The organism is Streptomyces sp. NPDC012827 (assembly GCF_042900905.1).
Classification (GTDB): Bacteria; Actinomycetota; Actinomycetes; order Streptomycetales; family Streptomycetaceae; genus Streptomyces; species Streptomyces gulbargensis.
Genome location: NZ_JBIBBY010000003.1, coordinates 88,921 through 111,324, shown reverse-complemented (window position 1 = coordinate 111,324; position 22,404 = coordinate 88,921). Strand labels below are relative to the sequence as shown.

At 71.8% G+C, this 22,404-nt stretch carries 18 protein-coding genes, 3 tRNA genes and 1 pseudogene; 15 read left to right on the top strand and 7 right to left on the bottom strand.

The annotated features are described in order from the left end of the window. Positions 1–20: 20 nt before the first annotated feature. Together cutA and ACFY60_RS07055 are read left to right on the top strand one after the other, a co-directional pair. The gene (gene cutA / locus ACFY60_RS07060) at positions 21–380 is read left to right on the top strand and encodes a divalent-cation tolerance protein CutA (protein WP_388608486.1); all 360 of its coding nucleotides are present in this window, start codon (positions 21–23) and stop codon (positions 378–380) included. After that, the gene (locus ACFY60_RS07055) at positions 377–775 is read left to right on the top strand and encodes a gamma-glutamylcyclotransferase family protein (protein WP_388608484.1); all 399 of its coding nucleotides are present in this window, start codon (positions 377–379) and stop codon (positions 773–775) included. The genes cutA and ACFY60_RS07055 overlap by 4 nt, the downstream gene beginning before the upstream one ends. Here the strand turns inward: ACFY60_RS07055 and ACFY60_RS07050 are convergent. The 3 genes from ACFY60_RS07050 to ACFY60_RS07040 all read right to left on the bottom strand — a co-directional run bounded on the left by ACFY60_RS07050 (position 741) and on the right by ACFY60_RS07040 (position 4,448). Further along, positions 741–2,822, bottom strand: coding sequence for a molybdopterin oxidoreductase family protein (locus tag ACFY60_RS07050; RefSeq protein ID WP_388608482.1), 2,082 nt, complete (start codon positions 2,820–2,822; stop codon positions 741–743). The two genes, ACFY60_RS07055 and ACFY60_RS07050, sit on opposite strands and share 35 nt — an antisense overlap. Positions 2,823–2,984: 162 nt before the next feature. Next, positions 2,985–3,695, bottom strand: coding sequence for a vancomycin high temperature exclusion protein (locus tag ACFY60_RS07045; RefSeq protein ID WP_388608480.1), 711 nt, complete (start codon positions 3,693–3,695; stop codon positions 2,985–2,987). A 30-nt stretch (positions 3,696–3,725) separates the two neighbouring features. Beyond that, on the bottom strand, positions 3,726–4,448 hold the full coding sequence (locus ACFY60_RS07040; protein ID WP_388608479.1) for an aquaporin: 723 nt from the start codon (positions 4,446–4,448) through the stop codon (positions 3,726–3,728). A gap of 75 nt (positions 4,449–4,523) precedes the next feature. Here ACFY60_RS07040 and ACFY60_RS07035 point away from each other — a divergent pair, with 75 nt between their 5' ends. From ACFY60_RS07035 to ACFY60_RS07010, 6 genes are all read left to right on the top strand, one after another. Then, positions 4,524–5,240, top strand: a complete 717-nt coding sequence (locus ACFY60_RS07035) for a hypothetical protein (RefSeq protein WP_388608477.1) — start codon at positions 4,524–4,526, stop codon at positions 5,238–5,240. Positions 5,241–5,352: 112 nt separating this feature from the next. Continuing rightward, positions 5,353–6,327: a sirohydrochlorin chelatase gene (locus ACFY60_RS07030; protein WP_388608476.1), complete on the top strand. Its 975-nt coding sequence runs from the start codon at positions 5,353–5,355 to the stop codon at positions 6,325–6,327. Between the two features lie 35 nt (positions 6,328–6,362). Next, entirely contained in the window at positions 6,363–7,670 is a 1,308-nt protein-coding gene (locus ACFY60_RS07025) for a deoxyguanosinetriphosphate triphosphohydrolase (protein WP_388608474.1), read from the top strand. A 152-nt stretch (positions 7,671–7,822) separates the two neighbouring features. Then, the gene (locus tag ACFY60_RS07020; protein ID WP_388608473.1) at positions 7,823–9,085 is read left to right on the top strand and encodes an NAD(P)/FAD-dependent oxidoreductase; all 1,263 of its coding nucleotides are present in this window, start codon (positions 7,823–7,825) and stop codon (positions 9,083–9,085) included. Positions 9,086–9,111: 26 nt separating this feature from the next. Further along, positions 9,112–11,007, top strand: coding sequence for a DNA primase (gene dnaG / locus ACFY60_RS07015; RefSeq protein WP_388608470.1), 1,896 nt, complete (start codon positions 9,112–9,114; stop codon positions 11,005–11,007). 184 nt (positions 11,008–11,191) lie between these two features. Then, positions 11,192–12,166 carry an RNA polymerase sigma factor gene (locus tag ACFY60_RS07010; protein WP_388609202.1) on the top strand — a complete coding sequence of 325 codons (975 nt, stop codon included), beginning with the start codon at positions 11,192–11,194 and terminating at the stop codon, positions 12,164–12,166. Between the two features lie 101 nt (positions 12,167–12,267). Here the strand turns inward: ACFY60_RS07010 and ACFY60_RS07005 are convergent, their stop codons facing one another. The 4 genes from ACFY60_RS07005 to ACFY60_RS06990 all read right to left on the bottom strand — a co-directional run bounded on the left by ACFY60_RS07005 (position 12,268) and on the right by ACFY60_RS06990 (position 17,875). Beyond that, positions 12,268–14,196, bottom strand: coding sequence for an ABC transporter ATP-binding protein (locus ACFY60_RS07005; RefSeq protein WP_388608468.1), 1,929 nt, complete (start codon positions 14,194–14,196; stop codon positions 12,268–12,270). After that, positions 14,196–15,929 (bottom strand): ABC transporter ATP-binding protein, encoded by a 1,734-nt coding sequence (locus tag ACFY60_RS07000; RefSeq protein WP_388608466.1) that lies wholly within the window; start codon positions 15,927–15,929, stop codon positions 14,196–14,198. Before ACFY60_RS07000 ends, ACFY60_RS07005 begins: the two co-directional genes overlap by 1 nt. A gap of 141 nt (positions 15,930–16,070) precedes the next feature. Further along, on the bottom strand, positions 16,071–17,510 hold the full coding sequence (locus tag ACFY60_RS06995; protein WP_388608464.1) for an FGGY family carbohydrate kinase: 1,440 nt from the start codon (positions 17,508–17,510) through the stop codon (positions 16,071–16,073). 50 nt (positions 17,511–17,560) lie between these two features. Next, positions 17,561–17,875: a YtxH domain-containing protein gene (locus tag ACFY60_RS06990; protein WP_388608462.1), complete on the bottom strand. Its 315-nt coding sequence runs from the start codon at positions 17,873–17,875 to the stop codon at positions 17,561–17,563. A gap of 137 nt (positions 17,876–18,012) precedes the next feature. On the opposite strand from ACFY60_RS06990, the gene ACFY60_RS06985 reads away from it, so the two are divergent. The 7 genes and pseudogenes from ACFY60_RS06985 to ACFY60_RS06955 all read left to right on the top strand — a co-directional run bounded on the left by ACFY60_RS06985 (position 18,013) and on the right by ACFY60_RS06955 (position 22,402). Next, positions 18,013–18,085 (top strand) — tRNA-Asn (locus ACFY60_RS06985). A 5-nt stretch (positions 18,086–18,090) separates the two neighbouring features. Then, positions 18,091–18,166: transfer RNA gene (locus ACFY60_RS06980), tRNA-Asn, on the top strand. Between the two features lie 163 nt (positions 18,167–18,329). Then, a tRNA-Ile gene (locus ACFY60_RS06975) sits at positions 18,330–18,406 on the top strand. A 622-nt stretch (positions 18,407–19,028) separates the two neighbouring features. After that, positions 19,029–19,876, top strand: a pseudogene (locus ACFY60_RS06970) (IS5 family transposase). Between the two features lie 200 nt (positions 19,877–20,076). Further along, positions 20,077–21,789 (top strand): DUF262 domain-containing protein, encoded by a 1,713-nt coding sequence (locus tag ACFY60_RS06965; RefSeq protein WP_388608460.1) that lies wholly within the window; start codon positions 20,077–20,079, stop codon positions 21,787–21,789. A gap of 13 nt (positions 21,790–21,802) precedes the next feature. Beyond that, positions 21,803–22,075, top strand: coding sequence for a UPF0758 domain-containing protein (locus ACFY60_RS06960; RefSeq protein WP_388608458.1), 273 nt, complete (start codon positions 21,803–21,805; stop codon positions 22,073–22,075). A gap of 189 nt (positions 22,076–22,264) precedes the next feature. After that, entirely contained in the window at positions 22,265–22,402 is a 138-nt protein-coding gene (locus tag ACFY60_RS06955) for a JAB domain-containing protein (RefSeq protein WP_388609200.1), read from the top strand. The last annotated feature ends 2 nt before the right edge of the window (positions 22,403–22,404 follow it).

Sequence of the window (22,404 nt, the reverse complement as noted above, 5' to 3'; positions counted from 1 at the left end):
GCCCTCGGTACGGTGAGGACGTGACCCACTCCGCGCCCAGCACCAGCACGCCCGGCACCGCCGGCGTCCTCACCGTACGGACCACCACCGACAGCAGGGACAAGGCGGAGGCGCTCGCGCGCGGCGCCGTCGAGGCCCGGCTCGCCGCCTGCGCCCAGGTCTCCGGCCCCCTCACCTCCGTCTACCACTGGCAGAAGGCGATCGAGACCGCCGAGGAGTGGCAGGTCGAGTTCAAGACGACCGAGACCCGCTACGAGGCCCTGGAGGCCCACCTCCTCGCCGCCCACGACTACGAGACCCCCGAGATCCTCGCCACCCGCGTCGCCCGGGTCTCCGCCGCCTACCGGGAATGGCTGGAAACAGAGGTCGCGGCCCCGTGACGCTGCCATGGTTCGTCTACGGCACGCTCCGCCCCGGCGCGTACAACCATGACCGCCTCCTCCTCGGCCGCACCGCCATCGAGGAGGAGGCCCTGCTGCCGGGCGCCCTCCTCCACGACGGCCCCGGACACCCGTACGCGGTGCCCGGCGACGGCACCGTCACGGGCACGCTCGTCACCCCCGAGGCCGGGGCGTACGAGACGCTGCTCGCGCTCCTCGACCGCATGGAGACCGGCGCCGGGTACGAGCGGACCGCCCGCGACACCGTGCGGGTCCGCGACGGCCGCACCGTCCGCGCCTGGGTCTACCTGGCCGCGCCCGGCACCCCCCTCGGGCCGCCGATCCCCTCCGGCGACTGGTTCAGCCGCGCTCCAGCCGGACCGCGCACACCTTGAACTCGGGCATCCGGGAGACCGGGTCGAGCGCCGGGTTCACCAGTGTGTTCGCCCGCCCCTCCCCGTACCAGTGGAACGGCATGAAGACCGTGTCCGGGCGGATCCCGGTCGTGATCCGGGCCGGTGCCACCGCCCTCCCGCGCCGCGACACCACCGTGACCGGCTCGCCCTCGGCCACCCCGAGCCGCTCCGCGAGCCGCGGGTGCAGCTCCACGAACGGGCCCGGCGCCGCCGCGTTCAGCTCGTCCACGCGCCGCGTCTGCGCCCCCGACTGGTACTGGGAGACCACCCGGCCCGTCGTGAGCACCACCGGGTAGTCCGCGTCCGTCTCCTCGGCGGCCGCCCGGTGCACCACCGGCACGAACCGGGCCCGCCCGTCGGCGGTCGCGAACCGGTCCAGGAAGAGACGCGGCGTTCCCGCGTGGTCCGGGTCCGGGCAGGGCCAGAAGACGCCCTGCTCCCGTTCGATCCGGCCGTAGTCGATCCCCGCGTAGTCGGCGGGGCCGCCCGCCGAGGCGCGGCGCAGCTCCTCGAAGACCTCCTCGGGCTCCGCCGGGAAGCCCTTCTCCCAGCCGAGCAGCGCGGCGAGCCCGTGCAGCACCTCCAGGTCCGTGCGGACCCCCGGCGGCGGGGTGAGCGCCCGGCGGCGCAGCAGCACCCGGCCCTCCAGATTGGTCATCGTGCCGGTCTCCTCCGCCCACTGCGTCACCGGCAGGACCACGTCGGCGAGCGCCGCGGTCTCGGAGAGGACCACGTCGGCGACGGCGAGGAAGTCCAGCGACCGGATCCGCTCCTCCACGTGGGCGGCGCGCGGGGCCGACACGACCGGGTTCGACCCCATCAGGAGCAGCGCCCGCACCTCACCGCCGAGCGCGTCGAGGAGTTCGTACGCACTCCGTCCCGGCCCGGGCAGCGTCTCGGGCGCCACCCCCCACACCCCGGCGACGTGCGCGCGGGCGGCCGGGTCGTCCAGCTTGCGGTAGCCGGGCAGCTGGTCGGCCTTCTGGCCGTGCTCGCGCCCGCCCTGGCCGTTGCCCTGCCCGGTGAGGCAGCCGTAGCCGCTGAGCGGCCGGCCGGCCCGGCCGGTGGCGAGGCAGAGGTTGATCCAGGCGCCGACGGTGTCGGTCCCCTTGGACTGCTGCTCGGGGCCGCGCGCGGTGAGCACCATGGCGTTCTCCGCCTCGCAGAACATCCGCACCGCGTCCCGTAGCAGGGGCACCGGGACGCCGGTGATCCGCTCGACGTGTTCCGGCCAGTGCGCCATCGCCCCGGCGCGGGCGGCCTCCCAGCCGGTGGTCCGCTCCGCGACGAACTCCTCGTCGACCCGCCCCTCGGCCACCACCAGGTGCAGCATGCCGAGCGCGAGCGCCAGATCGGTGCCGGGGCGCGGCGCGAGGTGGAGGTCGGCCTGCTCGGCGGTGCGGGTGCGGCGCGGGTCCACGACGATCAGCCGGCCGCCGTTCTCCTTCAGCTCGGTGAGGTAGCGAAGGGCGGGCGGCATGGTCTCGGCCAGGTTGGAGCCGACCAGGATCACGCAGCCGGTGCGCGGGATGTCCTCCAGCGGGAAGGGCAGTCCCCGGTCCAGCCCGAAGGCCCGCTGGTGCGCGGCGGCGGCCGAGGACATGCAGAAGCGGCCGTTGTAGTCGATCTGCGAGGTGGCGAGGACGAGCCGGGCGAACTTGCCGAGCGCGTAGGCCTTCTCGTTGGTGAGGCCGCCGCCGCCGAAGACCCCCACGGCATCGGGACCGTGGTCGGCGCGGGTCCGGCGCAGCCCGTCGGCGACGGCGGCGAGGGCCTCCTCCCAGGACGCGGGCCGCAGGGCCCCCGTGTCAGGGCATCGGACCAGGGGCTCGGTGAGCCTGACCCGGGAGGAGAGCACGGCGGGGGCGGTGCGGCCCTTGCCGCACAGCGCGCCCCGGTTGACGGGGAAGTCGGTCCGGTCGACCACCTCGGCGGGCAGCTCCGGAACGCCGGTCGGGCGGAGCGACATGCCGCACTGGAGGGCGCAGTAGGGGCAGTGGGTGGGGACGGTGGTGACCTCGGACATGGCGTCATCCTGCGTCGCGCGTGTTACGCGGGGCGGCGCGCCGTATTACAAGCGCGGTGCTCCGTCCTCCGCCGCGGCCGGCCGGCCGGGTGAGGTCGGGGCGCGCGGACGGGCGGGGGCCGGGACCGCCGGGCAGGGGACCGGTGACACCGGGCGAGGCGGTCAGGACGTGGCGCGGCCCGGTGGGACCGGGGAGGCCAGGGCCTCGGCGACGCCCTTCTCGGCGGGCCCGAGGAACCGCGGATCGGGGCGCAGCCCCGCGTCGAGCGCCGCCTTCGCCGCCGCGAACATCTCCCGCGTGGTGCCGTGGTACCAGGTGGCGTCGTGCGGTTCGGCGGCCCCGACCCCGTACGCCTCCATCCCCGCCCGTTCGCACAGCGCCACGGCCCGCTTGACGTGGAAGTCCTGGCTGACCAGGACCGCCCGGTCGACTCCGAAGACCCGGCGGGCCCGAACGCAGGAGTCCCAGGTGTCGAAGCCCGCGTAGTCGCTGACGATGCGGGCGTCCGGCACCCCGCGCGCGGTCAGGTAGGTCCGCATGGCGCTGGGCTCGTCGTACGCCGTCCTGCTGTTGTCGCCGGTGACGAGGAGGACCCGCACCTTGCCGGTCCGGTACAGCTCGGCGGCGGTGTCGAGCCGGTGCGCGAGGTACGGGGTGGGCCGGCCGTTCCACAGTCCGGCGCCGAAGACGACGGCGACGTCCCGGGCGGGCACGTCGGCGGTGGTACGGAGCTTCCCGGCGGCGGCCGTGTGCGTCCAGGTCACGGGGGCGAGCGCGAGACAGGCGCCGAGCATCACCGCGCGGACGGCGCGGCGGCGCCCCCGGACGGTGCGCGGGAGCCGGGGCAGCCACCGGCCGAGCCGTACCGCCATGGGGAACCTCCGTCGATCGGGACCGTTCTGTCACCCCGTCCGACGCGCGGGGGCGGGGTTCGGTTCGGCCGAGCGCCGTTCTGTTCCGTAGAGCACACCCGCCAGGCCCATGCCGAGCACCATGCCCAGGAGCTGCGCGGCGGCGAAGGCGGGCACGGAGGCGGGGGCGATGCCGGTGAAGGAGTCGGTGAGCGAGCGGCCGACGGTGGCCGCCGGATTGGCGAACGAACCGGAGGAGGTGAACCAGATGGCCGCGCCGATGTAGCCCGCGACGGCGACCGGGGCGAGGGAGGCGCGGCCGGTGTGGCGCAGGCCCTGGACGACGAGGACGAGTCCGGCGGTCGCGACGGCCTCCCCGAGCAGGAGGTGGGGCTCGGACCGGGGCGCGGTGGCCAGGACACCGGGCGTCCGGCCGAACATCGCCTCCGCGAGGAGGGCACCGGACACCGCGCCCGCGAGCTGCGCCGCCATGTAGGCGAGGGCCTCGCGCCCGCCGTTCCCGGGCCGCCGCGACCACCATTCGGAGAGGGTCACCACGGGGTTGAAGTGGCCTCCGGACAGCGGGCCGAGGAGGGCGATCAGCAGGCCCAGGCCGGCGGCGGAGGCGAGGGCGTTGGCGAGCAGCCGGACACCGGTGTCCTGGCTGAGGGAGTCGGCGCGGATACCGGAGCCGACGACGACGGCGACGAGGGCCGCGGTCCCGACGAACTCCGCGGTCACGCGGCGGGGGAGCGGCGCGAGGGACATTCTCATAACGGAAAAGATATTCCGTGATTCGGAATGAAAAAAGAGGGGAGGGGTACGAGCGCACATCCGTACGATCCGTGAGTGATCACCGACGCCGCCCGGGCGGCCCTCCTCGACCACGCCGTCCGCGACAACGCCGACTGGTGCCACACCCTCTGCCGCGCCCACGGCCTCCCCGGCGTCTTCGGGCCCCGCGCCTGGACCAGCCCCCGGCGCACCCCGCCCTACTATCCGGACGCCGTCACCCTCACCCCGGACGCCACCGCCGCCGACGTCCTCACCGGCATCGACCGCACCGCCCCCGGCGCCTCCGTCAAGGACAGCCACGCCCGGCTCGACCTGGGGCCCGAGGGCTTCCGGCTCCTCTTCGAGGCCAGCTGGATCCACCGCCCCGCCGGCCCGCCCCGCACGCCGGCCCCGGCCGGCTGGCGCCCCGTCCACGGCCCGCGGGAACTCGCCGCCTGGGCCACCGCCTGGAGCGGCGGTGACGCGGGGGAGGCCGCCCTCTTCCCGGACGCGCTCCTCGCCGACCCGGACACCGCGCTCGTCGCCGGCCACGACGAGGACGGCCGGGTCGTCGCCGGCGCCGTCCTCACCGCCCGCGCCCGCGTCACCGGTGTCTCGAACCTCTTCGCCACGGACGGCACCGACCCCGCCGACGCCTGGGCCGGCGCCCTCGCCCTGGCCGACCCCGCGCTGCCGGTCGTCGGCTACGAGTCCGGTGACGACCTCACCGCCGCGCGGGCCGCCGGCTTCACGGAGCTCGGCCCCCTGCGGATCTGGCTGGACGCCGCCTGACGCCCCGGGGCGCGGCGGTGTGAGACCGCCGAAACACGCGGGTGCGGTCCCGGAACGGCAGTCGTGACCCCGGCGCAACGGGGCGGCAACGTGCCGCCGCGAGGATCGGTCCATGACGGAGCCGGACAGCACGCTCGCCACCGCCGCCGGGCTGCTCGGCCGGTTCACCGACCAGCTCGGAACCCAGCTCGGCGCGGTGCGTCCGTACGGCCCCCCGACGCGGAAGCCCGAGGAGGAGGTCCCCACCATGCCCCGCACCCACGCTCCCCGCACCCCCCGCGAGCCCGCCCCCGGCCCGGGTCCCGCCCCGGCCGCCCCCGCGCCGTGGCACGCCCCCGGCCGGCGCCCCGTCCTCGTCGCCGTCGGCCACGGCAGCCGCGACCCGCGCGCCCGGGACACCCTCGCCCGGCTCCTGCGGCGGGTACGCGAGCTGCGGCCCGGGCTCGACGTACGCCTCGCCCACATCGAGCTGAACGCCCCGCTCCTGCCCGACGTCCTCGCGGAGCTCGCCGCGACGGGCCGGGAGGCCGTCCTCGTCCCCCTCCTCCTCGCCCCCGGCCACCACGTCACCCACGACCTGCCCGCCGCCCTCGCCGCCGTGCCCGCCCTCCGCGCCCGCGCCGCCGAACCCCTCGGCGCCCACCCCCTGCTCGTCGAGGCCCTCGCCGACCGCCTCACCCTGGCCGGGTGGACACCCGCGGACTCCGCCTCCCGCGCCACCGGCGTCGTCCTCGCCTCCGCCGGCTCCCGCGACCCCCGCTCCGCCGCCACCCTCCGCCGGATCGCCGCCCTCCTCGGCGAGCGCCTCGGCGGCGTGCCCGTCCTCCCCGCGTACGCCTCCGCCGCCGCCCCCACCGTCCCCGAGGCCCTGCGCGCCCTCGCCGCCCGGGGCCGCCACCGGACCGCCGTCGCCTCCTGCTTCACCGCGCCCGGCCTCTTCGCCACCCGCAGCGCCGCCCACGCCCCCTGGATCGCCGCCGAACCGCTGGGCGCCCACCCCGCCCTCGCCCGGCTCGTCCTGCACCGCTACGACCGCGCCGTCACCGGCCGCCCCACCCTCCCCGTACGAGAACTCGCCGCCATCTGAGCGCTTCTGTCGGCCCCTCCGGTTACCGTCGACCCATGGAAGGCATCACGGAACCCCCGGCCCACAACACCCCCGGCTACGACCAGGCCGCCACCGAGCGGTGGGCCACCGAGCCCGACAAACGGCCCGGCCGCACCGCCTTCCAGCGCGACCGCGCCCGCGTCCTGCACTCCGCCGCGCTGCGCAGGCTCGCCGGCAAGACCCAGGTCGTCACGCCCGGCACCCGCGGCCACGCCTGGGACGCCAGCCCCCGCACCCGGCTCACCCACTCCCTGGAGTGCGCCCAGGTCGGCCGGGAGCTCGGCGCCGCACTCGGCTGCGACCCCGACCTGGTGGAGGCCGCCTGTCTCTCGCACGACATGGGCCACCCGCCGTTCGGACACAACGGCGAGCAGGCCCTCAACGACGTCGCCAAGGACTGCGGCGGCTTCGAGGGCAACGCCCAGTCGCTCCGCCTCCTCACCCGCATCGAGCCCAAGCGCTTCGTCAGGGACGCCGGCGGCGAACCCGTCAGCGTCGGCCTCAACCTCACCCGGGCAGCCCTCGACGCCGCCACCAAGTACCCCTGGCCCCGGGGCGGCCACCCCACCGACCCCGGCTCGCCCAAGTTCGGTGTGTACGAGGACGACCTGCCGGTCTTCGAGTGGGCCCGGCGCGGCGCCCCCGCCGACCGCAAGTGCTTCGAGGCCCAGGTCATGGACTGGTCCGACGACGTCGCCTACTCCGTCCACGACTTCGAGGACGGCCTGCACGCCGGGCACATCGACCCCAACCTGCTGCTCGCCGAGCCCGAGCGCGCCGACATCTTCGCCGTCGCCCTCGGCCGCTACGTACCCGAGGACACCGACCCGCAGGAGCTGGCCGAGGCGCTCGACCGGCTCGTCGAGCAGGAGTGGTGGCCGCACGGCTACGACGGCTCCGCCGTCGCCCAGGCCCGCCTCAAGGACGCCACCAGCCAGCTCATCGGCCGCTTCTGCCTCGCCGCCGAGGGCGCCACCCGGCAGGCGTACGGCTCCGGCCGCCTCACCCGCTACGGCGCCGAACTCGTCGTCCCCCGCGCCACCCGCAACGAGTGCGCCGTCCTCAAGGCCGTCGCCGACCGGTACGTCATGCAGCGCGCCGAACAGGAGGCCCTCCGCGCCGACCAGCGGATCGTCGTCGCGGAACTGGCCGAGGCCCTCGTCGCCCGCGCCCCCGACGGCCTCGAACCGCAGTTCAAGGCCCTCTTCGACGCCGCGCCCGACGACCGCGCCCGCAAGCGGGTGATCGTCGACCAGATCGCCTCCCTCACCGATGCCTCCGCCCGCGCCCTGCACGCCCGCCTCCACCCCCACCGGGCCTGACGACGCCCCCTTCCCCCGGCACCGGGGCCGGGGACGCCCTCTTCCGTCACTCCCGCCCGTGCGGGACGCTCGCAGGCACGCCCCCGGCCGGTACGGCCCGGACAACTCCCGGGGGCGTAGGTTGGAAGCGGTCGCAACGAGGAGGAATCGACGTGGTCGACGCAGATCAGACCTTTGTCATCGTCGGAGGAGGCCTGGCCGGCGCCAAGGCGGCGGAGACCTTGCGCGCGGAGGGATTCCACGGCCGGGTGATCCTCATCGGTGACGAACGCGACCACCCCTACGAGCGCCCACCCCTCTCCAAGGGCTACCTCACCGGTGCCAAGGACCGCGACAGCGCCTTCGTCCACGACCCCGCCTGGTACGCCGCCCACGACATCGAGCTCCACCTCGGGCAGCCCGTCACCGCCGTCGACCGCGAGGAACACACCGTCCGCCTCGGCGACAACACCGTCATCCGCTACGACAAGCTGCTCCTGGCCACCGGCTCAGAGCCGCGCCGCCTCGACGTCCCCGGTACCGGACTCGCCGGCGTCCACCACCTGCGCCGGCTCGCCCACGCCGACCGGCTCCGCCAGGTCCTCGCCGGCCTCGGCCGCGACAACGGCCACCTCGTGATCGCCGGCGCCGGCTGGATCGGCCTGGAGGTCGCCGCCGCCGCCCGGGGCTACGGCGCCGAGGTCACCGTCGTCGAATCCGACCCCACCCCGCTCCACCGGGTCCTCGGCCCCGAACTCGGCCAGATCTTCGCCGACCTCCACACCGGCCACGGCGTCCGCTTCCACTTCGGCGCCCGGATCACCGAGATCGTCGGCCAGGACGGCATGGTCCTCGCCGTCCGCACCGACGACGGCGAGGAACACCCCGCCCACGCCGTCCTCGCCGCCATCGGTGCCGCCCCCCGCACCGCCCTCGCCGAGAACTCCGGACTCGCCCTGGTCGACCGCGCCGACGGCGGCGGCATCGCCGTCGACGAGTCGCTGCGCACCTCCGACCCCGACATCTACGCCGCCGGTGACGTGGCCGCCGCCCACCACCCCCTCCTCCACACCCGGCTCCGCGTCGAGCACTGGGCCAACGCCCTCAACGGCGGCCCCGCCGCCGCCCGCGCCATGCTCGGGCACACCGTCTCCTACGACCGCGTGCCGTACTTCTTCACCGACCAGTACGACCTCGGCATGGAGTACTCCGGCTGGGCGCCGCCCGGCTCGTACGACCAGGTCGTCGTCCGCGGCGACACCGGCAAGCGCGAGTTCATCGCCTTCTGGCTGAAGCAGGGCCGCGTGCTGGCCGGCATGAACGTGAACGTGTGGGACGTCACAGACCCCGTGCAGCGCCTCATCCGCTCCCGGGCGGCCGTGGACCCGGAGGCCCTCGCCGACCCCTCCGTACCCCTGGAGAGCCTCGCCGAGTAGTCCCGCGCCACCCGTAGACTTCACGCGTGGCAGGCAGGATCAACGATGACGACGTGAAGGCGGTCCGGGACGCGGTCCCGATCGACGCCGTCGTGTCCGAGTACCTCCAGCTCCGCAGCGCCGGTGGCGGAAACCTCAAGGGCCTCTGCCCCTTCCACGACGAGAAGTCGCCCTCCTTCCAGGTCAGCCCCAGCAAGGGACTCTTCCACTGCTTCGGCTGCCAGGAAGGCGGCGACACCATCGCCTTCGTGATGAAGATCGACCACCTCTCCTTCTCGGAGACGGTCGAGCGCCTCGCCGCCAAGGCGGGCATCACCCTGCGGTACGAGGAAGGCGGCTACAACCCCGGCCACCAGCGCGGCGAGCGCGTCCGCCTGGTCGAGGCCCACACCATCGCCGCCCGCTACTACGCCGAACAACTCGGTTCGCCCGAGGCCGAGATCGGCCGCGCGTTCCTCGCCGAGCGCGGCTTCGACCAGGCCGCCGCCGAGCACTTCGGCGTCGGCTACTCCCCGGCCGGCTGGGACCACCTCACCCGCTACCTGCGCGGCAAGGGCTTCTCCGACCGGGAACTGATCCTCTCCGGCCTCTCCCAGGACGGCCGCCGCGGTCCCATCGACCGCTTCCGCGGGCGGCTCATGTGGCCCATCAAGGACGTCGGCGGCGACGTCGTCGGCTTCGGCGCGCGCAAGCTCCGCGAGGACGACAACGGGCCCAAGTACCTCAACACCCCCGAGACCCCGATCTACAAGAAGTCGCAGGTCCTCTACGGCATCGACCTCGCCAAGAAGGAGATCGCCAAGACCAGCCGCGCGGTCGTCGTCGAGGGCTACACCGACGTCATGGCCTGCCACCTCGCCGGCGTCACCACCGCCATCGCGACCTGCGGCACCGCCTTCGGCGGCGACCACATCAAGATCCTCCGCCGGCTCCTCATGGACAACGGCTCGGCCCGCGTGATCTTCACCTTCGACGGCGACGCCGCCGGCCAGAAGGCCGCCCTGCGCGCCTTCGAGGACGACCAGAAGTTCGCCGCCGAGACCTACATCGCCATCGCCCCCGACGGCATGGACCCCTGCGACCTGCGCCTCGCCAAGGGCGACGAGGCCGTCGCCGAACTCGTCCAGCCCCGCACGCCCCTCTTCGAGTTCGCGCTGCGCCAGATCGTGAACCGCTACGACCTGGAGATCCCCTCCGGCCGGGCCGCCGCACTGGACGAGGCCGCCCCCGTCGTCGCCCGCATCAAGAACGTCGCCTCCCAGCACGAGGTCGCCGTCCAGCTCGCCGGCATGCTCGGCATCCTCGACACCCAGTTCGTCGTCCGCCGCGTCGCCCAGATCGCCCGCTGGCAGCGCCAGGGCGGCGGCAAGGGCCCCGGCCAGGAACCCGCCCGCCACCGGCAGGCACCCGCCCCGGTCCGGGCACCCGCCGCGCCCACCGGACCCGCGCTCAACCTGCGCAGCCCCGCGCACCGTACCGAGCGGGAACTCCTCAAGCTCGCCCTCCAGTACCCGGCGCTCGTCTCCCCGGCCTTCGACGCCTACGGCATCGACGAGTTCACCGCCCCGCCCTACGCGGCCGTCCGCCAGTGCATCCAGGACGCCGGCGGCGCCACCGGCGCACCCGCCGACTACCTCGCCGCCGTCCGCGAGGCCGCCCCCGACGACACCGTCCGCGCCCTCGTCACCGAACTCGCCGTCGAACCGATCTTCGCCAAGACCGTCGACGAGGCCTACGCCGGCGACCAGCTCGTCACCGTCCGGCTCCGCGCCGTCGACCGCCGCATCCGCGACGTCCAGGGCACCCTCGCCCGCCTCGGCGCCCACGGCGACCCCGACCGCGTCGCCGCCGTCCAGAACGAGCTGTGGGTGCTCACCCAGTACGGGCAGTCCCTCCGCAATCAGGGAGCCGCCGCCCTCTGACGGTCGGTGACCCACCGGTCTCAAAAAGTCACCGCACGCCCCTCGTGGCGGCGGTGTGTCGTACCCCACACTGGGTCACGGTGCCGTCCCGCTGCCCACCCCCCGTACCGGCAGCGATCACCCACCCCGGAGGTCGCCCCCCGTGCAGACCCAGACCGTGCCCCAGGAGCCGTCCCCCACCGACCTGGCCGCCGCACCGGAGATACCGCTCCAGCGCTCCCGCCGACGGCCCGAACCCGGCGGCAACGGCCCCTCCGACGACCTCTTCCGCCAGTACCTGCGCGAGATCGGCCGCATCCCGCTCCTCACCGCGGAGGAAGAGGTCGACCTGGCCCGCCGCATCGAGGCCGGCCTCTTCGCCGAGGAGAAACTCGCCCGCGCCCCGGACCTGGACACCCGGCTCGCCCACGACCTGGACCGCATCGTCGTCCTCGGCCGGATCGCCAAACGCAAGCTCATCGAGGCCAACCTCCGCCTCGTCGTCTCCATCGCCAAACGGTACGTCGGCCGCGGCCTGACCATGCTCGACCTCGTCCAGGAAGGAAACCTCGGCCTCATCAGGGCCGTCGAGAAGTTCGACTACGCGCGCGGCTACAAGTTCTCCACCTACGCCACCTGGTGGATCCGCCAGGCGATGTCCCGGGCCCTCGCCGACCAGGCCCGGACCATCCGCGTCCCCGTCCACGTCGTCGAACTCATCAACCGGGTCATCCGGGTCCAGCGCCGCATGCTCCAGGAACGCGGCTACGAACCCACCCCCGAGGAGGTCGCCGCCCACCTCGGCCTCCCCCCGGAACGGGTCGGGGAGGTGCTCCGCCTCGCCCAGGAACCCGTCTCCCTCCACGCCCCCGTCGGCGAGGAGGAGGACGTCGCCCTCGGCGACCTCATCGAGGACGGCGACGCCGCCTCACCCGTCGAGTCCGCCGCCTTCCTGCTCCTCCGCCGCCACCTGGAGGACGTCCTCTCCACCCTCGGGGAACGCGAACGGCAGGTCGTCCAGCTCCGCTACGGCCTCGACGACGGCCGGCCCCGCACCCTGGAGGAGATCGGCCAGATCTTCGGCGTCACCCGCGAACGCATCCGCCAGATCGAGTCCAAGACCCTCGGCAAACTCCGCGACCACACCTACGCGGACCAGCTGCGCGGCTACCTCGACTGAGCCGGAGCGACACCCCGGCCGAACCCGGTGCCCCCACGACGAGAGGCCCGTGCCGCGTCACGCGGCACGGGCCACCCCGGGGACGATCCGCCGGCGGAGGGTCAGTCGACCTCGGCCACCGCCTGCGCGAACTGCGCCGCGTACAGCCGGGCGTAGGCCCCGCCCGACGCCAGCAGCTCCTCGTGCGTGCCCTGCTCGACGATCGAGCCGTCCTCCATCACCAGGATCACGTCCGCGTCCCGGATCGTGGAGAGCCGGTGCGCGATCACGAACGAGGTCCGCCCGTGGGCCAGGCGCGCCATCGCCTTCTGGATGAGCACCTCGGTCCGGGTGTCGACCGAACTCGTCGCCTCGTCCAGGACCAGGATCACCGGATCCGACAGGAACGCCCGCGCGATGGTGATCAGCTGCTTCTCACCGGCGCTGACGCCCGAACCCTCGTCGTCGATGACCGTGTCGTACCCGTCGGGCAGCGTACGGACGAACCGGTCGGCGTGCGCGGCGCGCGCCGCCTCCTCGATCTCCGCCCGGCTCACCTCACGCGTCGCGCCGTACGCGATGTTCTCCGCGATCGTCCCGCCGAACAGCCAGGTGTCCTGGAGGACCATGCCGATCCCGGCCCGCAGCTGCTCCCGGGTCATGCCCGCGATGTCCACCCCGTCGAGGGTGATCCGGCCGCCCGTCACCTCGTAGAACCGCATCAGCAGGTTGACCAGGGTCGTCTTCCCCGCCCCGGTCGGCCCGACGATCGCGACCGTCTGCCCCGGCTCCACCGTGAGCGACAGGTCCTCGATCAGCGGCTTGTCCGGCTCGTAACGGAAGGACACGTGCTCCAGGGCCACCTTGCCCTTGAGACCGGCCGGCAGCTCGGCCGCCGGAGCGTCCGGCTCCTGCTCCTCGGCGTCGAGCAGCTCGAAGATCCGCTCCGCCGAGGCCACACCCGACTGCAGCAGGTTCGCCATCGACGCGACCTGCGTCAGCGGCATGGAGAACTGGCGCGAGTACTGGATGAAGGCCTGCACGTCACCGATGGAGAGCGTGCCGCTCGCCACCCGCAGCCCGCCGACCACGGCCACCAGCACATAGTTGATGTTCGACACGAAGAACATCACCGGCTGCATGACGCCGCTGTTGAACTGCGCCTTGAACCCGGCCTCGTACAGCGCCTCGTTCTGCTCGCGGAAGTCCCGCGCCGACTCGTCCTGCCGCCCGAAGACCTTCACCAGGGCGTGCCCGCTGTACATCTCCTCCACGTGCGCGTTCAGCGCGCCCGTGGACTTCCACTGCTGCACGAAGTGCGGCTGCGACCGCTTGCCGATCCGGGCCGCGACCACCACCGACACGGGCACCGTCACCAGCGCCACCAGCGCCAGCAGCGGCGAGATCCAGAACATCATCGCCAGCACGCCGACGATGGTCAGCAGCGAGTTGATCAGCTGGCCCATCGACTGCTGGAGCGTCTGCGAGATGTTGTCGATGTCGTTGGTCGCCCGCGACAGCACCTCCCCGCGCTTCGCCTTGTCGAAGTACGACAGCGGCAGCCGCGCCAGCTTCCGCTGCACGTCCTCCCGCATCCGGTAGACCGTCCGGTTGATCACCAGGATCGACATACGGGTCGAGACCAGCATCAGCAGGCCCGCCGCCACGTAGATCGCCAGGACCCACAGCAGCACCCCGCCGACCGCGCCGAAGTCGATGCCCCGGCCCGGGACGAAGTCGACGCCGGACAGCATGTCCGCCATCCCGCCGTCGCCCGAGGCCCGCAGCCGCTCGATCGCCTCGGCCTTCGTCGACCCCTCGGGCATCTGCCGTCCGACGACACCGGCGAAGACGAGGTCGGTCGCCCGGCCGAGGATCTTCGGCCCGACCACCGAGCCCACCACCGCCAGCAGACAGGTGAGCACCATCATCCACAGCGCCCCGCGCTCCGGCGCCAGCTGCCGCAGCAGCCGCTTCCCCGAACCCTTGAAGTCCATGGACCGCTCACCCGGGGCGCCCCCGGCCATCATGCGTCCGCCAGGACCGGCCATCAGGCTGCCTCCGCCTCGGTCAGCTGGGAGAGCACGATCTCCCGGTACGTCTCGTTCCCCGCCATCAGCTCGTGGTGCCGGCCGGTGCCGACGACCCGGCCCTCGTCCAGCACCACGATCCGGTCCGCGTCCCGGATGGTCGACACCCGCTGGGCGACGATCACCACGGTCGCGTCCGCCGTCTCCTCGGCCAGCGCGGCCCGCAGCAGCGCGTCCGTCTCGTAGTCGAGGGCGGAGAAGGAGTCGTCGAAGAGATAGATCTCCGGCCTCTGCACCAGCGTCCGCGCGATCGCCAGCCGCTGCCGCTGCCCGCCGGACACGTTCGTGCCGCCCTGCGCGATCGGCGCGTTCAGCCCGTGCTCCAGCTTCCGTACGAAGTCGGCGGCCTGGGCCACCTCCAGCGCGCGCCACAGCTCCTCGTCGGTCGCGTCCGGCTTCCCGTACCGCAGGTTGGTCGCCACCGTCCCCGAGAAGAGATACGGCTTCTGCGGGACGAGCCCCACCGTCCGCGCCATCAGCCGCGGGTCGAGCCGCCGCACGTCCACGCCGTCGACGAGCACCTCGCCGTCCGTCGCGTCGAACAGCCGCGGCACCAGACCGAGCAGCGTCGACTTGCCGCTGCCCGTCGAGCCGATGATCGCCGTGGTCTCCCCGGGCCGCGCCACCAGCTCCACGTCCTTGAGGACCGACTCCTCCGCGCCGGGATAGCGGAAACCGGCGCCCCTGACCTCCAGGTGCCCGCGCCGGTCCAGCGTCCGCACCGGGTCGGCCGGCGGCACCACACTGGACGAGGTCGACAGGACCTCCTCGATGCGCTCGGCGCACACCTCCGCCCGCGGCACCATCATGAACATGAAGGTGGCCATCATCACCGCCATCACGATCTGCATCAGATAGGCGAGGAAGGCGGTCAGCGCGCCGATCTCCATCCCGCCGCTGTCGATGCGGTGCGCGCCGAACCAGACGACGGCCACGCTGGAGACGTTCACGATCGTCATCACGGTCGGGAACATCAGCGCCATCAGCCGGCCGGTCGCCATCGACACGTCCGTCAGCTCGGCGTTGGCGCCCCGGAAGCGCTCCTGCTCGTACCCGTCCTTCACGAAGGCGCGGATGACGCGGTTGCCGGTGATCTGCTCGCGCAGCACCCGGTTCACCGTGTCGAGCCGCACCTGCATGGTCCGGAACAGCGGCCGCATCCGGCGCACGATCAGCGAGACCGAGACGCCCAGCACCGGCACCACGGCGAGCAGCACACCGGAGAGCGGCACGTCCTGGCCGAGCGCCATCACGATGCCGCCGACGCACATGATGGGCGCGGTCACCATGAGCGTGAACGCCATCAGGACCAGCGTCTGGACCTGCTGCACGTCGTTGGTGGTCCGGGTGATCAGCGAGGGCGCGCCGAACTGGCCCACCTCACGCGCCGAGAAGGACTGCACCCGGTCGAACACGGCGGCGCGCACGTCCCGGCCGAGCGCGGAGGCGGTCCGCGCGCCGAAGTGGACGGCCCCGATGTTGCAGAGCACCTGGACGACGGAGACGCCGATCATCAGCGCCCCGAACCGCAGGATGTAACCGGTGTCCCCGTGCACGACACCGTTGTCGATGATGTCGGCGTTCAGGGTCGGCAGATAGAGGCTCGCGCAGGTCGCCAGGAACTGGAGCAGGACGAGCAGGGCGATGGGTTTTCGATACGGCCGGAGGTGGGTTCGGAGAAGTCTTATGAGCACGGCTCCTACTATCGCCCGCACCCCCGGGCCGATACGACTCGGTTTTCCGCGCCGCGTCCCCGCGTCACTCCTTCGCCGGTGCCGGTCGCCCCCGACCGCGCGGAAGAAGGGGTACGGAGCGGGCCGCGCGCCCCGCCCCTCTCAGCCGGCGAAGGCCCCGGGGTGGATCTGCTCCCGGGTGGCGACGTACTGCTGCCGGACCGACTGGCCCACCGGCAGGTCGTCGCCCGGCTCCAGGACCTGGGCGGCGGCGCCCTGCCAGGCCGGCGGGGCGGTCGGGGCGAGGGTGCCGCGCGCCACGCCGAGCGCCCAGGCCGCCTGCCGGGCCGCGCCCAGCGCCGCGTAATCGGCCGGCTGCGGGACGACGACCCGCGCGCCGAACAGGGCGGGCGCCAGCGCCTGCACCGCCGGCAGGGCCGCCGCCGCGCCCAGCAGGAAGACCCGCCGGACCTCGACCCCGCGCCCCCGCAGCACGTCCATCGCGTCGGTCAGCGCGCACAGCATGCCCTCGAACGCGGCCCGCGCCAGGTGCTCGGGCTTCATCGACTCCCGTCGCAGCCCGCTCAGCGTCCCGGCGGTGTGCGGCAGGTTCGGGGTCCGCTCACCCTCCAGATAGGGCAGCAGGACCAGCCCGGAGGCGCCGGGCGTCGACTTCAGGGCGAGGGCGGAGAGCTCCTCCAGGGAGTCGACCCCGAGCATCTCGGCTGTGCCGCGCAGGGCCCGTACCGCGTTGGAGGTGGACACGACCGGCAGGTGCATGCCGGCGGCGTCGGCGAAGGAGGTGATGGCCCCGCCGGGCTCGGCGAGCGCCTCGTGGTGGACGGCCATCACGGAACCGGAGGCGCCCAGCGACACGACCGCGTCCCCCGCGCCGAGCCCCAGACCGAGGGCGGCGGCCATCGTCTCGCCCGTGCCGGCCGAGATCAGCAGCCCCTCGGGCGTCGTACCGGCGGGCTCGGCCGGACCGAGGACCTCCGGCAGCGCGGCCTGGTGCCCGAGGGCCAGCTCGACCAGGTCGGGACGGTACGCGCCGGTGCGGGCGGACCAGTAGCCGGTGCCGGAGGCCGCCCCCCGGTCGGTGGTCCGGCGGACGGGCCGGCCGAGGAGCTGCCAGACCAGCCAGTCGTGCGGCTGGAGCACCATGGCCACCCGCCGGGCCTGCTCGGGTTCGGTACGCGCCAGCCAGCGCAGCTTGGCGACCGGCAGCCCGGCCCTCGGGACGGTGCCGACCGCCTCGCTCCAGGCCGCCCGCCCGCCCAGCGACTCCACGAGCTCCGCGGCGGCGACCTGCGCCCGCCGGTCGTTGCCGACCAGCGCGGGGCGCACCAGGGCGCCCTGCGCGTCGAGCGGGACGACCCCGTGCTGCTGCGCGGAGACACCGATGGCCTCCACACCCTCCAGGAGCCCGCCGGTGGCGGCCTCCCCGAGCGAGAGCAGCCAGGACTGCGGGTCGACGTCGGCGGCCTTCGGCTCGCCGGGGTGGGGGGCGTACCCCTGCCGCAGCACGGCACCCGTATCCGTGTCACAGACGACGATGCGTGTGAACTCCGCAGAGCTGTCCAGTCCGGCGACTATCCCCATGACACATGATTCTGCCGCACTTCGGACCCCGGCGGGGCGGTCCGCCGGGGTCAGGTGTTGCTGGTGCCCCAGTCGTCGTCCCCGCGGACCCGTCCGTTGGCGCGCCCGCGTTCCCGCAGCGCGTGCACCCGGTCGGTCACGGAGGGCGGCAGCCGGTCACCGACCCGGTCGCCCACCACGTGCGCGGCCTTCCCCGCGAACTGCCGCCCGCTCTGCGCGGCGGACTCGGCGGCGTTGCGCACGGCGGGGTTCTCGGAGAACCCCTTCGCGGCCTTCCTCAACTGCTCGTAACGTTCACGCCCGGCACGCGTCCCGAACACGTACCCGAGGGCAAGTCCCGCGACGAACGTCAGCTTGTACCGCACGGCTCGTTCCTTCCCTGGAGACCCTGGGGATACCGATTGGCGGAGCACCCCCCTGCTTGCGCTAATGTATGTCTCGCAGCGAGCGAGCGCCCACCCGGAGTCTTCCGGACCGGGTCCGTTCGGTGCACACGCAGCAATCCCCTGTAGCTCAATTGGCAGAGCAGCCGGCTGTTAACCGGCAGGTTACTGGTTCGAGTCCAGTCGGGGGAGCGCGATCCCCTGTAGCTCAATTGGCAGAGCATTCGGCTGTTAACCGGAGGGTTGCTGGTTCGAGTCCAGCCGGGGGAGCCACACGGAAGAGGACCCTTCGGGGTCCTTTTTCGCGTCCGGTGGAACCGTCCGGCCCGCCCCGGAGTCTTCCACCGTGAGCAGAGCCGATCATCCGGAGCAGGAGATCGTATGAGCGGCTATGCTGCGGCAGACGGCGCGCACAGATGTACGCGCGTCACCGTCCGGGGCGGTAGCTCAGCCGGTTAGAGCAGCGGACTCATAATCCGTCGGCCGTGGGTTCGAGTCCCACCCGCCCCACCACCGCAAGGTGCAGCAGAATCGATCTGACCAGGGACTTTCCCTGGTCAGACGACTCTCACCGTGCTTGCACAGAGCCTTCGCTTCCGCGTCCCTCCATTGTTTGGACAGAGTGTTTGGACGCGAATGGACCGACACGCCCAAGTCACCCAGACGCCGCAAGCCCGACCCCGTCCGGCCCCTGTGATCCACCCCACAGCCTCCGGCGCCGTGATCCGTGAGAGTGCGTACCGGAGCACCGTGACGTTCGGCCGTGGGACCCGGAGAACGGCACTGCTCAAGGCCTCGACCCACAGGACGGTCAGCCGGCTCCCAGTGCACCGCTCGTTGATCCGCCTTGGTAGTCGCAACCAAGCCTGCTGCCGGACAGGGTGCCGGAGCTCGGATCCTGCCGAGGAGATCACCAACGCATGGAATCCGGGCAGCGGCAACCCTGGTCGGCCGTAGCTCGGGACCTAGACGTGGTCGACGGTCAGGCTGTCCTGGACGTGCGGGCGCTTCGTGCGGAGTGGGTGTCGCGAGAGACCGCAAAGACGGCGGCGCGCCTAAGAGGGCATCTAATCTAGGTTGTTGGTGTTTTGGGATGTTCTTGTGACTGGAGGCGTCGACGGTCGTTGCCAGGGGCATGAGTGCTCGACGTGCGTATCGCAGTGACGTCTCCGATGCCCGCTGGGCGTTGATTGAGCCCGTGTTCGTTGCCTGGCGGGCAGCCCGTTCCGGGCCTGGGGCGGCAGCGCGGGTGCACGATCTGAGAGAGATCGTGAACGCGATCCTCTACGTCAACCGCACCGGGATCCCGTGTACCTGCCGCACGATTTCCCGCCGTTCAAGACCGTCTACGACTACTTCGCCAAGTGGGAGGCGGACGGAACCACCGAGCAGGTCCACGACCTGCTTCGGGATAGAACCCGCCGGGCGAACGCCCGAACAGTGGAGCCGTCCGCGGCCGTAGTGGACGCTCAGAGCGTGAAGACCTCGGGAAACGTCGCCCAGACCAGTCAGGGCATAGACGCCGGCAAGAAGATCAAAGGACGCAAGCGCCACCTGATCACCGACACCCTCGGACTCGTCCTGGCCGTCCTTGTCACCGCCGCTTCCGTACACGACTCCACCGGCGGCAAACAGGTCTTGACCGAGCTGGCAACGGCCCATCCGAGCGTGACCAAGGTCTGGGCCGATGGCGGCTACCAGACCGGCGTCATCCAGCACGGCGCCCGCCTCGGGATCGACGTGGAGGTGGTGCAACGACCGAAAGAGAAGGGCTTCCATCCACTGCCCAAGAGGTGGGTGATCGAGCGGACCTTCGGCTGGCTGATGCAGCACCGCCGTCTGGCTCGTGACTACGAAGCCCTGCCACAGAGATCCCGGACGATGATCCACTGGGCGATGGCTAACAAAATGAGCCGCGAACTCACCGGAGAATCCGCACCAACCTGGCGAATCGAAACGGGCATCCCACCCACAACTGCATGAACGTTGATCAGATGCCCTCTAAGGCACACGTTCGTTGTCGTGTCTCCACGTGGTCGGATGCAATCCTCCTGCTTCATAACGTCCCGTCACATTGATGGCGCTGGTTGGTTCCAGGAACGGCGTGCTGTCCCAGCTCCGCAGAGGCCCCTGTGTCAGAGGGGCCTCCTAGACTGGGCGCTCTGTGAACGAAGGGGGAACCGATGGCGACCGCTGCTGATCAGAGGCGCAAGGCACAGGATCCAGACTCCAATGTGCCCCGACTGGTGACCGTCGTGGACCGGGTGTTGGAAGGAGACATCGTGCTGCCGAAGTTCCAGCGGAACTTCGTGTGGACGCGGCAGCAGATCTTGGATCTGCTCGACTCCGTCTCCCGGAACTATCCCATCGGGAGCATCCTCCTCTGGCAGAGCACCGAGCAGCTCGCCAGCGAACGCACTGTCGGTGGGCTTGCCGTGGAAGAGCAACGGCATGGGTATCCGGTCAACTACATCCTGGATGGCCAGCAGCGCCTGGCCACGGTCTGTGGTGCTCTTCACTGGGAGCCTCGCGACGACCCTGACAGCCTCTGGAACATCGTCTACGACTTGGAGCGACAAGAATTCCGGCACGAGAGTACACTCGATGAGCCGCCGGCTCACGTGATGCCTCTACGCCTGCTCTCCGACGGATTTGAGTTCGCTGACCGTGCTGCGAAGGCTGGTTCTCAAGAGCTTCAGGAGCGCGCCAAAGCTCTCTACAACCGCTTTTCGAACTACCAGGTTGCTGTCATCACGCTGCGAGGCATGCCGTCTTCAGAAGTCGCGAAGGTCTTCGAGCGGATCAACAGCACGGCGACGCCGCTCACGGTTGTCGACCTCATGCGCGCGGCGACGTGGAGCCCTGAGTTCGATCTGAAGGATGAGATCGACACCCTTCTCGAGGTGCTTGATCGGAAGCGGTACGGTCGGGTCGACACCAAGACAATGCTCCGTACGATCTCGGCGGCGGCGGGGTTCGGCTTCTCCCGCGATGACATGAACCGGATGCGGGATCTGTCGCGCCAGGACCTGGAGCGTGCCGTGGAATCTGCAGGGGAGGCGGCGAAGCGCGCCGTGGACTTCCTGACCACACAGATTCGCACCCCCCGGGCCAGCGCCCTGCCCTATTACAACCAATTCGCCGTTCTGGTGGAGGTCTTCAGGCAGCTGCCGAAGCCAACGGCCGCCCAGTTCGATGCGATCGAACGGTGGTTCTGGCTGACCGCCAGTGGTGAGTACTTCAAGGGGTGGAACTCTCGTCAGATGGCTGACGACCGCGAGGCAGTAAACGCCTTCGCGCGAGGTGACAGCGCCGATATCGAGGTCGGGGCAGGCATTCCACGGAGTGTGCTGTGGCGACGGAGCCAGTTCCGTACGACGAACGCGCCGTCCAAGTTGCTTGGCCTGCTACTTGCGGAAGCGCATCCGGTGGACCTGCGACACGGCCGACGTATCGATACTGACCGGGCACTGTCGTGGCAGAACGACAAGGAGTTCCATCACTTCTTTCCGCGGGCTTTCCTGAAGCGGCAAGGGCTGGGTCAGAGCCGTGCCAACGTCTGCGCCAACCTGATCATGCTGAGCTCAGTCACCAACATCTACATCAGCGATCAACCTCCGTCGGTATACCTCAAGGATCTCTGCGCGACGCAGGGGGCGGAGACGATCCGGGCGCGCCTCGCCACTTGCCTCGTCAACGATGTGGCCTTCGAGGCCGCCCTGCGAGACGACTATGAGACCTTCCTCCAAGCTCGCTCCGACACGCTGCATCAAAGGCTCATGATGCTCATCGGTACGTCGGCGGAAGGAGCTAGGGACTACGTTGCGGTGCCCGATGATGCCGAGGGGGACGGAGACACCGCCGACGAGCCGATCGACCGGGACTCCGCGGACTGAGCGGGTGCCGTAGATGCGGGTCACCGACATGCCGGTTGTCGACCGGCTACGCGAGCGACTGTGGGGCCTGCTCGCAGAGGCACTGGCTGGTAGGGAGCTACCGGCACTGCTCTTGGGCTCCGGGAGACAAGGACGCGATGTGGTAGAGCTGGCTGGCGAGCCCCGGGGACTGGCTCGTGCTGGCCCTCAGAAGCCCATTGCGTTATGGGGGATGGGGCCCGCTGAGGCCGCCCGGTGCTGCTGCGTTCCAACCCGCCCGCCGCGCGGCCAACGGCAGTGGCACTAATCGTTGACGCGTCACAATGATCGCTGTTCTTGCCGCAACGGCCGGGCCCCTGCTCCGCGGGCTGTGAACTACGAGCGGGGTGTCGTTCTGTTCTGCGATGCGTGAAGCGCGGTGCTCCATACCACTCGTCTCACTGGGAGTGTGACTGATCGCAGCCTCATCCCAGTCCGTTAATCCCTTGCCCTCGCCCTGACCTCCGGCGGCGCGTCCTTTGGCGTCGAGCACAACCACCCCACCGGTGACCCCACACCAAGAACCTCCGACCGCCGCTTGGCTACCCGCCTGCGGGAAAGGGCAGCAGCGGTCGAGTTGCGCTTCCTGGATTAGGT